The organism is Desmonostoc vinosum (assembly GCF_059505385.1).
In genome coordinates this window covers 1-15452 of the sequence record NZ_JCACKM010000069.1, presented here as the reverse complement: position 1 = coordinate 15452, position 15452 = coordinate 1, and the positions used below count along the sequence as shown (strand labels likewise).

Genomic DNA, 15452 nt, shown 5'->3' with positions numbered 1-15452 from the left:
CGCCCCGCTTCGCAAAGGCGCAAAGAAGAATGCGAAATAATTTTCTCAAATTAGTGTTAATTGTGTGGTTGCCCTTTGTCAATCTAAAAATGAAGGCGTCACAATGGAAAGTACAAGCTTGGCAAAGAAAAACTTGCCTTAAATAAGGAGTTTATATCCGTGGTATTACAAGTACAAACAAGCGTCTACGAAGCTAAAACTCAAGAGATTGCTAAACAGCTTCTGGCAGCAACGCCGGAAAATCGCTCGTTTTTGGCTTCTTTGCGCGACCAAATGCGCTGGGATGATAAGTTGCTAGCTTGGGCGATGAGTAATCCTGGTTTACGGGTACAATTATTTCGTTTTATAGATACTTTACCTGCTTTACGCAGCAAAGCAGAAGTTGCCACGCATTTACAGGAATATCTGGGTGATGAATCTGTAGAATTACCAGTAGCGCTGAAGGGAATGCTCAATTTTGCTCACCCTGATTCTATGCCGGGACAAGTTGCGGCGACAACTGTTGGGACTGCGGTAGAAACACTGGCTCATAAGTATATTTCTGGGGAAAATATTAAGCAAGTTATTAAGACGGTTGAACGGCTACGAAAGGAAAAAATGGCTTTCACTATTGATTTACTTGGTGAAGCTGTAATTACTGAAATCGAAGCACAGTCTTATTTAGAACGCTATTTAGAGTTAATGCAACAGTTGGTGGAAGCTTCTAGGGGCTGGGCAAAGATACCAACTATTGATGAGGCAGATGGCGAGCAGTTGGCAAAAGTTCAGGTTTCTGTAAAGTTAACGGCGTTTTACTCGCAGTTTGACCCATTAGATGCTGAGGGTAGTGAACAGCGAGTTAGCGATCGCATTCGTACTCTTTTACGTCGCGCCCAACAATTAGGCGCAACTGTCCATTTTGATATGGAACAATACGCTTATAAGGATCTAACTTTGAGCATCCTTAAAAAACTGTTATTAGAAGAAGAGTTTAGGCAACGTACAGATATTGGTATTACAATCCAAGCATATTTACGTGACAGTGAGCAAGATACTAAAGAGATAATTTCTTGGTTAAAACAGCGTGGCTATCCGCTGACAATTCGCTTGGTTAAAGGAGCATATTGGGATCAAGAAACTATCAAAGCAGCACAAAAACATTGGTCACAGCCTGTTTATAACGATAAAGCGGCAAGTGATGCCAATTTTGAAGCAATTACTCAGCTATTGTTGGAAAATCATCAATATGTGTATTCTGCCATTGGTAGTCATAATGTGCGATCGCAAGCACGCGCTATTGCTATTGCTGAAAGTTTAAGTGTCCCTCGCCGTTGCTTTGAGATGCAGGTGCTGTATGGGATGGGTGATAAGTTAGCTAAGGCTTTGGTTGAGAGGGGTTATCGGGTCAGGGTTTATTGTCCTTATGGTGAGTTGTTACCAGGGATGGCTTATCTGATTCGGCGGTTGTTGGAAAATACGGCTAATAGTTCTTTTTTACGGCAAAATTTGGAGAATAGACCTGTTGAGGAATTGCTGGCACCTCCGGATGGGGATTTATCTCACGCAGAGGCAAGGCAGCGCGTTGCGGGGGTTCCCCCCGTTGTAGCGACTGCCGCGCAGAGGCGCAGAGAGGTAGAGAGAAATACTATCTCCGCGTCCCCCCATCCCCGCGTCCCCGTGTCCTCTTTCATCTCCGCGTCCCCCCATCCCCGCGTCCCCGTGTCTTCTTTCGTTGGGGTGGCGGATACGGATTATGCCCAAGAGGAGGCGAGAAGGATGTCTAATGTGGCTTTTGCAGAGGTGCGGGGTCAGTTGGGGAGAAGTTATTTGCCGCTGATTGATGGGGAGTATGTGGAGACGGCGGTGAAGATTGATTCTGTTAATCCTTCTAATTTTAGTGAGGTGATTGGTAGGGTTGGGCTGATATCGGTTGAACAGGCACAACTGGCGATGCAAGCTGCGAAGGCGGCGTTTGTTGGTTGGCGGAAGACTCCAGTTAGTCAACGCGCGGGTATTTTAAGGAAGGCTGGGGATTTGATGGCACAACGCCGCGCGGAATTTTCTGCTTGGATAGTTTTGGAGGTGGGAAAACCTGTTAAGGAAGCGGATGCTGAGGTTTCTGAGGCGATAGATTTTTGCCGCTATTACGCGGATGAGATGGAACGGTTGGAGCAAGGTGTCAATTATGACGTTGCTGGTGAAACTAATCGTTATATTTACCAGCCAAGAGGCATTGCTGTGGTGATTTCTCCGTGGAATTTCCCGTTGGCGATCGCTTGTGGAATGACGGTGGCAGCCCTGGTAGCTGGCAATTGTACTCTGCTCAAACCTGCTGAAACATCTTCTGTGATTGCTGCTAAACTTACAGAGGTGTTGGTGGAGGCTGGTATACCGAAGGGTGTATTTCAATACGTGCCAGGTAAGGGTTCACAAGTCGGTGCTTATTTGGTAAATCATGCTGAAACTCATGTAATTGCTTTTACTGGTTCTCAGGAAGTAGGGTGCAGGATATATGCAGATGCAGCAATCTTAAAGCCTGGTCAAAAGCATATGAAACGGGTGATTGCTGAAATGGGTGGCAAGAATCCAATTATTGTAGATGAAAGTGCTGATTTAGACCAAGCGGTTGTGGGTGTGGTACAGTCGGCATTTGGTTACAGTGGTCAAAAATGCTCGGCTTGTTCGCGGGTAATTGTGCTGCAACCAATTTATGATGCTTTTGTGCGGCGCTTGGTGGAAGCAACAAAATCTCTCAATATTGGAGAGGCGGAGTTGCCGAGTACGCAAGTCGGCCCCGTCATTGATGCTAATGCCCGCGATCGCATCCGCGAGTATATTGAGAAAGGTAAAGCAGAAGCACAAGTGGTTCTGGAGTTATCAGCACCAACTCAGGGGTATTTTGTTGGGCCTGTAATTTTTAGTGAGGTATCGCCAAATGCTGTGATCTCTCAGCAAGAAATTTTTGGCCCTGTTTTGGCGGTAATTCGCGTGCAAAATTTCTCGGAAGCTTTAGCAGTTGCCAACGGAACTAATTACGCTTTAACTGGGGGATTATATTCCCGCACACCTTCGCACATTCAGCAAGCACAGGAAGATTTAGAAGTCGGGAATTTGTACATTAACCGCACAATTACAGGTGCTATTGTTGCACGGCAACCTTTTGGCGGATTTAAACTTTCTGGTGTAGGTTCTAAGGCAGGAGGCCCTGATTACCTGTTACAGTTTTTGGAACCACGCACAATCACAGAAAATATTCAACGTCAAGGTTTTGCCCCAATTGATGGTGCTGAGTGAAAGGGACTGGGGAACTCGGGGCCCTCACGTTAGCGAAGCCCAGTGGGGACTTGGAACTGGGAAGATGTTTTTAAGGGATTTGGGGGAACCTCCCCCTGCTCCCGGTGACTGAGCGAAGTCGAAGTGCTACTTCCTTACACCCAAAGCGATAGGATATTTTTGATTTGGAAGTTCCTTATCCCCAATCCCTAGTACCCAACTCAACCCAAATATCGCATCAATATCGACTCTAGTTGAACTATCCGAATTGGCTTGATGAGATAGTCCTTAGCGCTATCCAACAAAATAGAAAGCTGATCTTCTGGTGGTTCGTGTGAGCTAATTATTACCACAGGCAAATCTTTGAAAGAAGACTCTTGTTTGAGGATGTTAAGTAAATGTATGCTGTTAAATTCTCCTCCTAACTGCCCATTTACTAAAATTAAACTTGGTTGGATAGTTTGCAGTTTTTCTAAAAAATTATTGCCATTATTAATCCACTCTACTTGGTAGCCAATTGTTTGCAGATAACATTGCAATACTACAGCAATTTTATCTTCATCTTCTACAAGTAAAATGCGTTTGATTGGAGGCAAAACTGTGGGGGATGTTCCCGATGTATCTTCCTCATCAGGATTATTTTCACTATCTTCTAAACCTGGTGGATCTGGTAGAAACAGAGTAAACTGACTACCTTCTCCCAAAGTTGATGTTACTGTCACATCTCCATCATGCAAGCGCGCTAATTTACGGGTTAAAGCTAAACCTAAACCAGTACCTTCATACTGACGATTTAGCTGGCTGTCAAGCTGTTTAAATGGTTCAAATAAAAATTGAAACTGCTGCGAATCAATACCAATTCCTGTATCTGAAACTGTAAAGGTAATACCTTTTGGTACTTTTTTTGTTACCAGTGACACTTGCCCAACTGAGGTGAATTTAATCGCATTTGTGAGCAGGTTGAGGAGAATTTGTTTGATGCGTCGGTCGTCAGCAACACAAATATCTGCTTGAGGATCGATTTCACTTGTTAGTTTTAATCCTTTTTCTAAAGCGCGATCGCTAACAGCAGCAATCACATAATTACATAAATTTGGCACTGACAAAGGTGATAGCAAAAGCTCCTCTTTGCCTGCTTCGACTTTAGACAAATCAAGAATATCATTGATCAATGCTAGGAGGTGTTCACCACTGTTGTGAATACAATCTATGTATTCTCTTTGTTTATGATTGAGAGAGCCGATCATTTCTTGTTGCAATAACTGCGACAAGCCCATAATTGCGTTGAGAGGTGTCCGCAATTCGTGGCTCATGGTTGCTAAAAATTCAGTTTTTGCGCGGCTACCAGCTTCAGCTGCCTCTTGAGAAGCGTGTAGTTTCAACTCTGTTTGCTTGCGTTCGTTAATGTCCTCGACCATTGCTAGCAACAATTCAGGTTTACCATTTGTATTAAGAATTACGGAAACACAAAGGCGAGTCCATACTAGGTTACCATCTTGATGCTGACAACGTCTTTCAATTTCAATGCGATCGCGAATTCCCGTTTGCAATTGTTTATAAAGTTCTACATCCCCTCTTTGTGTGAGAATATAATCTGTGAAGCGCTCGCCCTGTAATTCTTCTCGGCTATATCCTAAAATTCTGCATAGCGCCGGATTCACATCAACTATTTGTGCTTGCATACCTATTAGTCCAATGCCAATAGAAGAAGATGCAAAAATTGCCTGGTATTGCTCTTTACTTTGCTGTAAGACTTCTGGGGTAACATTGCGATCGCTAGCTTCTATTGCCAGTGTGACGAAATCTGCGATTGAGCCAGCAAAATTTTCTTCTGCTAAAGTCCATTGCCGAGTGTCGCCAACATGTTCATAGCATACTACACCTAATAAATTATCCTCCAACCAAATTGGTGTATTTAGTATAGATTTAATGCCCAATACCGCAAGATAAGACTGGTATAATTCCTGAGTTCTAATATCTCTTCTAACATCATGTGCAGTAATGCTATATTCCTCTTCCAATGCCTGAAAATAAGTCGGATAGTTTGTTTTTAACAGTAACTTTCCAGAAGTATGTTCTTCAGTTCTGGTATTATACAAATCGACACATTCAATTTGAGAGCGGTCTTCTAGATTATATAACCACACACCAACCCGTTCTACTAAGAGTATTTGAGCCGCAGTTTCCGTGATTTCTCTTAATGCTAGATTAAGATTGCTTTGCTGAAATACCTTGCTTTTTGCCAACTGCACTAGTGCTTGGCTCTGTTTGCGCCGACCGTTTATTTTAATTTGTAGAGCTTCTTTAATCTGCCTGCGCTCTATTATTTCTCTCACCCCCACTACTTGCATTGGTGCCCCCGGCAAGAAATAAGTTTGCTTTGGAATTCTACAAAAAAAGTAGAACCATCTTTTATAACTACAGTTAGTTTATACAGTTTTTCATACTCAGAAAGAATATTTTTCCTAAATATATCTGATAATTTTGAAGTGACAACATCCAAGCTATGTATTCCTCTGAAGAAAGATACCTAATTACTTAAATTTTGCAAAAATTAAGATAACGATTATTGTGGAGGTGGAGCAATGACGGATAGCAGTGTAAGAATTGTATCGCTGATTCCCAGTGGAACAGAAATTTTAGCGACACTAGGGTTGACTGATGCCATTGTGGGGCGATCGCACGAATGCGACTACCCTCCAGAAATCGAAAATCGCCCTATTTGTACCCAAGCACGGTTAAACGCTAATGCTCCAAGCAACGAAATTCACGATGAGGTGAACAAGCTGCTGCAATCTGCTCTAAGTATCTATCAAATTAAGACAGATATTCTAGAACAATTACAACCTACTCACATTGTTACTCAAGATCAGTGTGATGTTTGTGCTGTTAGCTTACAAGAAGTTGAAAAAGCAGTTGCTGAGTTAATCCACAGCCAGCCTCAAATTATTTCCCTACAACCTAATTTACTTCAGGATGTTTGGGCTGATATTGAGCGAGTCGGTAATGTTTTTAATGTAGATTCTGTAAAAGTCTTAGAAAACTTAGAATCTCGTGTTAAGATTTGTGAACAAAAAATTCAGGGACTTGCTTTAAATGAACTGCCCAATGTTGCCTGCATTGAGTGGACAGATCCTTTGATGGGTGCAGCAAATTGGATTCCAGAGTTAGTTAATTTAGCAGGAGGCCAGTCTTTATTTTGCGTCAAAGGTCAACCCTCTCCCATCTTGCCGTGGGAAACACTCATTGCCAGCAATCCAGATGTGATTATTTTTATGCCTTGCGGCTTTAATTTACACCGCACCCGTCAAGAAACGCTGCCATTAACCCAACTCCCAGAGTGGCAAAAACTCCACGCTACCCAAACAGGTAGAGTTTTCATCACAGATGGCAATGCTTATTTCAACCGTCCAGGGCCAAGACTAGTAGATTCCTTAGAGATTTTGGCAGAAATTTTGCATCCAGAAATTTTCCAATATGGCTACAAAGGTGCAGGTTGGGAGCCTTTGTAAGAGGGAGTAGGGAGTAGGGGGCAGAGGGAGAAATCACAAACACCTAATTCCCAATTCCCTATTCCTAATCCACCAAACACTGGCGTTCCCATTTTTGAGGATAAATCATTAGGAGGATATACATTTACTTAAATCTAACTACAGATGTGATGATTTTTGTTGTAACAATGTTATGATTCTTATTGTTGTTCTCAGGCGCAGACCAGCAAATTATAGTGCTGGGCTAAGCCAAAATAGCTTAGGCTTAGAGCAAAACTCAATATAAGCTTTTTTCAAAACTTTTTTAAATCACATCACTCCTGAAGAGAGTTGAGCTAAGTTTTCCATTATTAACTCTGAATATATCTAATTCTGAGTTTTCATAAGTTCCTGACATTGGTATATTAAGTACTGAGCAGTAACTTGACCAAATCAAACTGGAACTCTCACATCATTCTGAAGAAGGCAGAGTGTAGCTAATCCTCATTGTTTTTAGCCAAATTAAGGTTCGAGACTAATGCTAAAAAACAGCGAACTGAAAGTTAATCAGGGCTGTAATCTCAAATGGAAACCTGGAGATGAATTTTATAATCCGTCTTCAAGGGTAGAAGTTTTATGGAGTCAAACAGTCTAAAAATACCAGAAATCAGCGTAGTGGAGTTAATTTAAATTCTAATTAACTTCTTAAAATTCCACTGTCATTCTGAATGAGACAAAGTTTAGCGAGTTTAGCAATATAAGGTTCGAGACTAATGGTAAAAAACAGCGAACTGAAGGTTAATCAAGGCTGTAATCTGAAATGGAAGCCCACAGAAGAACGAGATGAGCAGTTTTTCCGAATAAAAACTTTGTGGAATCGAACGCTCGAAAAGCCATGGAAAAATATTAGGGAATTAATCTAAATTCAGATTAATTTCTTCAATATCCAGTCAACAATCCCAAAGGGAAGAGTGCAAGCGTTGTTACAAGATATTGCTAGGGGGACTAGTTGACTAGTTTTGAGGTTATCCAAAAAAAGTTTAACCGACTTGCAGAATTTATCCGAATTAATGGTGTTGTGTAATAACATTGCCAGCCAGCAATAGTAGTGAGCTTTTCTTATGAAAGCTTATTTAGTGGTGCCTTTAAATTAAAACGAAAAGTGCATCATTTGTTGTTGTCCTGCACCAGGATAAATCCGAAATATTGCTCAAGTTCTCACAAATTTTCAGTTACATCGAGGTAAACAGCAATGAGTAATGTCCAAGCATCGTTTGAAGCAACAAAAACTGCATTTCATGTAGAAGGTTACGAAAAAATTGAGTTTAGCCTTGTCTATGTAAATGGCGCATTCAATATCAAGAATCGAGAAATTGCTGATAACTATCAGAAATTTGGTCGCTGTCTAACTGTGATTGACGCTAATGTCTACGAACTTTATGGTGAGGAGATCAGGTCATATTTTAGACACTATGACATTGATCTAACTGTATTTCCCATCATTATTAGTGAGCCTGCGAAAACTCTGGAAACCTTTGAAAAAATCGTTGATGCTTTCTCAGAATTTGGCTTAGTTCGCAAAGAACCAGTGTTAGTTGTAGGTGGTGGTTTAATCACGGATGTTGCAGGATTTGCTTGTGCTGCTTACCGTCGGAAGAGCAACTATATTCGCATTCCCACAACGTTAATTGGTTTAATCGATGCAGGTGTGGCGATTAAAGTAGCAGTCAACCATCGCAAGTTAAAAAATCGCTTGGGGGCGTATCATGCTCCTTTGAAAGTGATCCTCGATTTCTCCTTCTTAAAAACCTTACCAACAGCACAAGTTCGTAATGGTATGGCGGAGTTAGTCAAAATTGCTGTAGTGGCAAATTCCCAAGTTTTTGAGTTGCTATATGAATATGGCGAAGAACTACTAGAAACTCATTTTGGGCATGTGAATGGCACACCCGAACTCCAAGAAATTGCTCATCAGGTAAACTACGAAGCCATCAAAACTATGTTGGAGTTGGAAACTCCTAACTTGCATGAAATCGACTTAGACCGTGTGATTGCTTATGGTCATACTTGGAGTCCTACCTTAGAATTAGCTCCTCATGTACCTCTATATCATGGTCATGCTGTGAATATAGATATGGCCTTATCTGCAACGATCGCAGCTAAACGAGGATATATCACATCCAGAGAACGCGATCGCATCTTAGGCCTAATGAGTCGTATTGGTTTATCACTAGATCATCCTCTGTTAGATAGTGATTTGCTCTGGTATGCCACCAAATCTATTACCTTGACACGAGATGGCAAACAACGCGCAGCCATGCCCAAACCAATTGGTGAGTGCTTCTTTGCCAACGATCTCACCTATGAAGAACTAGATGCTGCTTTAGCTGAACATAAAAATCTCTGTGCTGCATATCCCCGTGGTGGAGAAGGAGTTGATGCTTACATTGAAACTCCAGAAACCGAACTATTGGGAGTGTGAATGCATGACTAGTGTTTTAGGCAAAGATACCGCCAGACCAATCACACCACATAGTATTTTGGTGGCGCACCTACAAAAAACCCTCAAAATAGCCGAGGAAAATAATATTCCGCAAGAGATATTGACATCTCTGCGGCAAGGGTTGCAATTAGCAGTAGGTTTAGATCCATATCTGAATGATTGCACTACCCCTGAATCGTTTGCATTGACTGCACTAGCCCAGAAAACTAGCAAAGAAGACTGGAGCAAGCGTTTCAGTGATGGTGAAACAGTGCGTCAATTAGAGCAAGAAATGCTTTCAGGACATCTTGAAGGACAGACCTTAAAGATGTTTGTCCATATGACCAAAGCCAAGCGCATCTTGGAAGTGGGAATGTTTACAGGATATTCAGCTTTGGCGATGGCAGAAGCTTTACCCAGCGATGGGCAGCTAATTGCTTGCGAGGTAGATGCCTACGTGGCTCAATTTGCTCAAGCTTGCTTTGATGAGTCTCCTCACGGTGACAAGATTATTGTGGAAGTAGCACCAGCAATCGAGACACTCTACAAGCTAGCAGCAGCACAAGAATCGTTTGATTTAATCTTCATTGATGCCGACAAAAAAGAGTATGTCGAGTACTTCAAAATCATCTTGGATAACAACTTGTTAGCTCCTGATGGCATCATCTGTGTGGATAATACTTTGTTGCAGGGACAAGTTTACTTACCACCCGAACAACGCACCGTCAATGGAGAAGCGATCGCTCATTTTAACCAGGTCGTTGTCGCCGATCCTCGTGTAGAGCAGGTTTTGCTACCCATACGAGATGGTTTGACTTTGATTAGACGCGTGGCGTAGGGGATGAGGGGGATGAGGGAGACGCGGGGACGCGGGGACGCGGGGACGCGGGGACGCGGAGAATAATCAATGACAATTCCCCATACTTCGACTTCGCTCAGTATTCGACTTTGCTCAGTACAAGTTCCCCAATCCCCACTCCCCAGTCCCCAATCCCCAGTCCCCAATCCCCAATCCCCAGTCCCCAATCCCCAGTCCCCAGTCCCCACTCCCCAATCCCCATTACCTAAAAAAGAATAACTTATGACACAATCAATTCCCTTATCTTTTCCTCAAGAGACTACGCCATCGATGGGTGTGGGGGGAAAAGTGTGGGCGTTCGTTAAGACTGTTGGAACTCTGGCGCTATTGTTGATAGCTTTGCCGATTAATGGTTTTGTGGTGTTGGTGTCGCTGTTGTGGGGTGTTGTGCGATCGCCTTTTGTAAAAAGAACGGTAGCTACTCACCCTCAGACTATTTTGGTGAGTGGCGGCAAAATGACTAAGGCATTGCAATTGGCGCGATCTTTTGCCGCTGCGGGACATCGCGTCATTCTGGTGGAAACGCACAAATATTGGTTATCTGGGCATAGATTTTCAAAGGCTGTGAGTCGGTTTTATACGGTTCCTGCACCGCAAAAAGACCCGGATGGTTATATCCAGGCGCTAGTAGAAATCGTCAAAAAAGAAAATGTTGACGTTTATGTACCTGTGTGCAGTCCTATAGCTAGTTACTATGACTCTTTGGCAAAACCTGCACTATCAGAATATTGTGAGGTTTTCCACTTTGATGCAGATATAACTAAGATGCTGGATGATAAATTTGCTTTTACCGATCAGGCGCGATCGCTTGGTTTATCTGTACCCAAGTCTTTTAAAATTACAGACCCCGAACAAGTCATTAACTTCGATTTTAGCCAAGAAACTCGCAAATACATCCTCAAAAGTATTTCCTACGACTCTGTTCGCCGCTTAAACTTAACTAAGCTGCCTTGTGATACCCCACAAGAGACAGCAGATTTTGTCAAGAGTTTGCCCATCAGCCCACAAAAACCTTGGATTATGCAAGAGTTTATCCCAGGTAAGGAATTATGTACCCATAGTACGGTGCGAGATGGCGAGTTAAGGTTGCATTGCTGCTCAAATTCTTCAGCATTTCAAATCAACTACGAACATGTGGAAAATCCCCAAATTCGCGAATGGGTGCAGCGCTTTGTCAAAGGTTTGGGACTAACGGGACAAGTGTCTTTTGACTTTATCCAAGCAGAAGACGGTACAGTCTACGCGATTGAATGCAATCCCCGCACGCATTCGGCAATCACAATGTTTTACAACCACCCAGGTGTCGCAGAAGCTTATTTAGGGAAAACTCCTCAAACTGCACCTTTGCAACCCCTCGCTAACAGCAAGCCTACTTACTGGAATTATCACGAAATTTGGCGATTAACTGGAATTCGCTCACTGAAACAATTACAAACTTGGTTGAATAACTTTACACGGGGTACTGATGCAATTTATCAAGTTGATGACCCTCTACCGTTTTTTACTTTGCATCATTGGCAAATTACCTTACTTTTGCTGCAAAATCTGCTACAGCTAAGAGGTTGGGTGAAGATAGACTTCAATATTGGCAAATTAGTAGAGTTTGGCGGCGATTAGTAGTTTGTCAAGCCAACTTTGATAGGTATTCCTCAAAATTAACTAGTTCCATGGGTTGAAGTCCCCCGGTTCTATAACCAGCAAGTTTTGTAATGGGATTTAACCCTATTACAAAACTTAATTACGAATTACGTTAGCGCAGCGGTAGCGAGTCCTCGATAGCGTTAGCGTTAGCGAAGCGGTAGCGAGGTACGAGCGTCAGCGTAAAGCCTGCGGCATAGCTTCGCTTAGAGCGACGCAGGAGCGTCGCGTCATTACGAATTACGAATTACGAATTACTTAATGCGACAAGCTTAAATTATGCAAATCACATTAGCATCTAATAGTCCTAGTCTTTCCCAACATCAAGACTATTGGCAAAAGCAGTTATCAGGGGTTTTGCCACTACTCAACCTTCCAATGAGCCGTCCTCGTCCTCCTGTGCAAACTTATAATAGTGCATCTCATACACTGCGGATTTCGCCACAGCTGCTGCAACAGTTGATAGGTGTAGCAGAGGCTGAAAACGTTAATTTACCAGTATTGCTTTTAGCGGCCTTCCAAATCTTGTTGCGGCGCTACACAGGTGAAGAAGATATTCTCGTTGGTTGGCTGACAGTACTTAGAAAAGAACGCGATTCATTTGTCGTGGGAAATTTCCATAACTTGGTGGTTGTGCGGAGTGATGTTGCTGATCATTTGAGTGTTAAAGACTTCCTTAAACAGATTCAGCAAACTTGTCAAGAAGCGATCGCTCATCAAGATTATTCCTTTGCTGAGTTAGTTCGGCAACTACAGCCAGATTTGAAATTGAGTCATCCTCCCATATGTCAGGTGGCTTTTGCCTATGAGGATGTGCAAAATTCACAAGAGTTAGAGTGTTTTGACTTTCCTCAACAAAGGGCTGAATTTGACTTAACCCTGGAAGTTACTGCTCATTCAGAGTCTTTGGTGTGTGCCTTTAACTATAACTGTGACTTGCTCGACTCTTTGACGATTACTCAGATAGCAGGGCATTTTGAGAATTTACTAGTAGCGATCGCTAATGATTCCTCTTCTAGCATCGCTCAACTTCCCCTTTTGAGTCCAGCAGAACGCCATCAACAATTGGTTGAATGGAATAATACACAAGTTGATTATGATTTGTTTCAATGTCTGCATCAGTTTATTGAAGCACAGGTTGAAAGAACACCAGATGCGATCGCAGTTACATTCGCTGATCAACACCTTACCTATCGTCAGCTAAATAGTCGAGCCAATCAACTAGCACACTACTTGCAAACATTAGGAGTGCAGCCAGATGTACTGGTAGCCATTTGTGTTGAGCGTTCCCTGGAAATGGTTATAGGATTGTTAGGAATTCTTAAAGCTGGTGGTGCTTACGTGCCACTCGATCCAGAATATCCTCCCGAACGTTTGGCACATATGCTAGAAGATTGCCAAGCATCTGTGCTGATAACGCAGATTAACTTAATTGAGCATCTATCTACAGGAAGAATTCAAACAATTTGTTTAGACAGCGATTGGCAAAAAATCTCACAAGCCAGCGATATTAACCCCAGTTCAGCAGTCAAACCTACTGACTTAGCTTATGTGATTTACACTTCTGGTTCCACAGGCAAACCCAAGGGTGCGATGAACACTCACCGGGGGATTTGCAATCGCTTACTGTGGATGCAAGACACTTACAAATTAACTGCAACTGACAGCGTTCTCCAAAAAACGCCTTTTAGTTTCGACGTTTCAGTTTGGGAATTTTTCTGGACTTTATTAACTGGGGCGCGTTTGGTTCTCGCACAACCTGGTGGACAGCGAGATTCTGCTTATTTAGTTGATATTATTGCCCAAGAGGAGATTACAACACTGCACTTTGTTCCTTCAATGTTGCAAGTATTCTTGGAAGCAAAGGGATTAGAAAATTGTCAATCTCTCAAACGGGTATTTTGTAGTGGAGAAGCATTACCACTAGACTTGCAAGAGCGATTTTTTGCCCGTTTGGGTTGCGAATTACACAACCTTTATGGCCCCACTGAAGCAGCGATTGATGTTACATTTTGGCAGTGTCAACCGTTGAGTCAACTCAGAACTGTACCGATTGGAAAAGCTATAGCTAATACTCAACTTTATATTCTCGACTCTCACCTGCAACCAATACCTCTAGGAACAATTGGTGAACTCTACATTGGTGGTGTGGGAGTGGCTCGTGGCTATCTCAACCGTGTAAACTTAACAGCTGAACGATTTATTACCAATCCTTTTAAAGATGGCGAAAAATTGTATAAAACTGGTGATTTAGCCCGTTATCTACATGATGGTAATATCGAATACATTGGTCGGATAGATCATCAAGTAAAAATTCGCGGCTTTCGTATAGAACTAGGAGAAATTGAGAACGCTTTAACTCAACATCCTCAGATTCGAGAAGCAGTTGTTATTGCTCAGACAGACCATTTAAATAATAAACAGTTGATTGCTTATATTGTTGTTCAACAACAGCAACCTACACCCAAAGAACTGCGGAATTTCCTTAAGCAATCACTCCCCGACTATATGGTTCCCTCAGCTTTTATAGTTTTAAGTTCACTGCCTCTAACTCCCAGTGGTAAAGTAGACAGACGTGCTTTACCTCAACCTGACTCCTCAATATTGAGTGGAGACGAAAATCTAATTCCACCGCGAAATCAAATAGAAAAGCAGTTAGCAGAAATTTGGTCAGAAATTTTAGCTATCTCACCGATTGGTGTTACTCATAACTTTTTTGAAATTGGGGGAAACTCCCTATCAGCAGTACATTTAATGAGTGCGATCGCCCAAACATATGATCGAGAATTACCATTAGCAGTTCTTTTTGTGAATAACACGATTGAAAAATTAGCAGAACTGTTGCGATCGTCAAACGAAGTAGATTTCACCTCACCGATTATTCCTATTCAACCACAAGGTAACAAACGACCATTTTTCTGTATTCATCCCGCAGGGGGTCACGTTTTCTGTTATGTAAATCTAGCTCGTTACTTGGGTACAGAACAGCCATTTTATGGTTTACAAGCTCAAGGATTTAATGGAACAAAAGAACCCCTGACAACAATTGAGGAGATGGCTAGCCTATATATTCAGGCAATTCAGACAGTCCAACCGCAGGGGCCATATCAAATTGGTGGTTGGTCTTTTGGTGGAGTTGTTGCTTACGAAATCGCTCAACAATTAGTTCAACAAGGAGAAGAAATATCACTGTTAGCGGTGTTAGATTCTTATGTGCCAATTTTGTTAGAAAAAGCCAAAAAGATAGATGATGCTTATTTAGTTGGTGTTCTTTCCCGTGTATTTGGCGGCATGTTTGGACGAGATAATTTAGTAGAGCCTGAAGAAATTTCTCATCTTAATGTGGAGGAGAAAATCAACTATATTATCGAAAAAGCCAGACAAGTTAAGATATTTCCACCAGCAGTGCAACAACAAAACAATCGCCGAATTCTAGATGTTTTGGTAGGTACATTAAAAGCAACTTATGCTTATAAACGCCGTCTATATCCGGGAAAAGTTACCGTTTTTCGAGCAACTGAAAAACATATCATGGCCCCAGATCCGACTTTAGTATGGGTTGAGTTATTTTCAGTACTAGCAGCAAATGAAATAGAGATTTGTAAAGTTACTGGACATCACTATTCATTTGTCTTAGAACCCCATGTCCAAGTTCTAGCAGAAAGGTTAAAAACTTACTTGGATAATTCATAATTCGTCATTAGACCTCTTGCAAAAGTCGGATACTCGCCAGAAAATAAATTTTCTGGCT

The 15452-nt window shown here is 42.1% G+C and carries 7 protein-coding genes; 6 read left to right on the top strand and 1 reads right to left on the bottom strand.

Annotated elements, in window-relative coordinates; genetic code table 11:
* Window positions 1-159 precede the first annotated feature (159 nt).
* Window positions 160-3273: an L-glutamate gamma-semialdehyde dehydrogenase gene (gene pruA / locus AC5JMF_RS12165; RefSeq protein ID WP_495795974.1), complete on the top strand. Its 3114-nt coding sequence runs from the start codon at window positions 160-162 to the stop codon at window positions 3271-3273.
* A 200-nt stretch (window positions 3274-3473) separates the two neighbouring features.
* Here the strand turns inward: pruA and AC5JMF_RS12160 are convergent, their stop codons facing one another.
* The gene (locus AC5JMF_RS12160) at window positions 3474-5603 is read right to left on the bottom strand and encodes an ATP-binding protein (RefSeq protein WP_495795973.1); all 2130 of its coding nucleotides are present in this window, start codon (window positions 5601-5603) and stop codon (window positions 3474-3476) included.
* Between the two features lie 234 nt (window positions 5604-5837).
* Between AC5JMF_RS12160 and AC5JMF_RS12155 the strand changes: the two genes are divergently transcribed.
* The 5 genes from AC5JMF_RS12155 (at window position 5838) to AC5JMF_RS12135 (ending at window position 15394) form a co-directional block, all read left to right on the top strand.
* A complete protein-coding gene (locus tag AC5JMF_RS12155) occupies window positions 5838-6764 on the top strand; it encodes a cobalamin-binding protein (protein WP_495795972.1) in 927 nt (308 codons plus the stop codon).
* A 1210-nt stretch (window positions 6765-7974) separates the two neighbouring features.
* Window positions 7975-9204 (top strand): sedoheptulose 7-phosphate cyclase, encoded by a 1230-nt coding sequence (locus tag AC5JMF_RS12150; protein ID WP_495795971.1) that lies wholly within the window; start codon window positions 7975-7977, stop codon window positions 9202-9204.
* A gap of 4 nt (window positions 9205-9208) precedes the next feature.
* Window positions 9209-10042, top strand: a complete 834-nt coding sequence (locus AC5JMF_RS12145; RefSeq protein ID WP_495795970.1) for an O-methyltransferase — start codon at window positions 9209-9211, stop codon at window positions 10040-10042.
* Window positions 10043-10285: 243 nt separating this feature from the next.
* On the top strand, window positions 10286-11680 hold the full coding sequence (locus AC5JMF_RS12140) for an ATP-grasp domain-containing protein (RefSeq protein ID WP_495795969.1): 1395 nt from the start codon (window positions 10286-10288) through the stop codon (window positions 11678-11680).
* 300 nt (window positions 11681-11980) lie between these two features.
* Complete coding sequence (locus AC5JMF_RS12135) at window positions 11981-15394, top strand: amino acid adenylation domain-containing protein (RefSeq protein ID WP_495795968.1); 3414 nt, start codon at window positions 11981-11983, stop codon at window positions 15392-15394.
* Window positions 15395-15452: the final 58 nt, after the last annotated feature.

What these genes read in the sequence shown, in the direction of transcription:
- AC5JMF_RS12160 (WP_495795973.1), bottom strand. Translation starts at nt 5,603, where the DNA reads ATGCAAGTAGTGGGGGTGAGAGAAATAATAGAGCGCAGGCAGATTAAA.
- AC5JMF_RS12155 (WP_495795972.1), top strand. Translation starts at nt 5,838, where the DNA reads ATGACGGATAGCAGTGTAAGAATTGTATCGCTGATTCCCAGTGGAACA.
- AC5JMF_RS12150 (WP_495795971.1), top strand. Translation starts at nt 7,975, where the DNA reads ATGAGTAATGTCCAAGCATCGTTTGAAGCAACAAAAACTGCATTTCAT.
- AC5JMF_RS12145 (WP_495795970.1), top strand. Translation starts at nt 9,209, where the DNA reads ATGACTAGTGTTTTAGGCAAAGATACCGCCAGACCAATCACACCACAT.
- AC5JMF_RS12140 (WP_495795969.1), top strand. Translation starts at nt 10,286, where the DNA reads ATGACACAATCAATTCCCTTATCTTTTCCTCAAGAGACTACGCCATCG.
- AC5JMF_RS12135 (WP_495795968.1), top strand. Translation starts at nt 11,981, where the DNA reads ATGCAAATCACATTAGCATCTAATAGTCCTAGTCTTTCCCAACATCAA.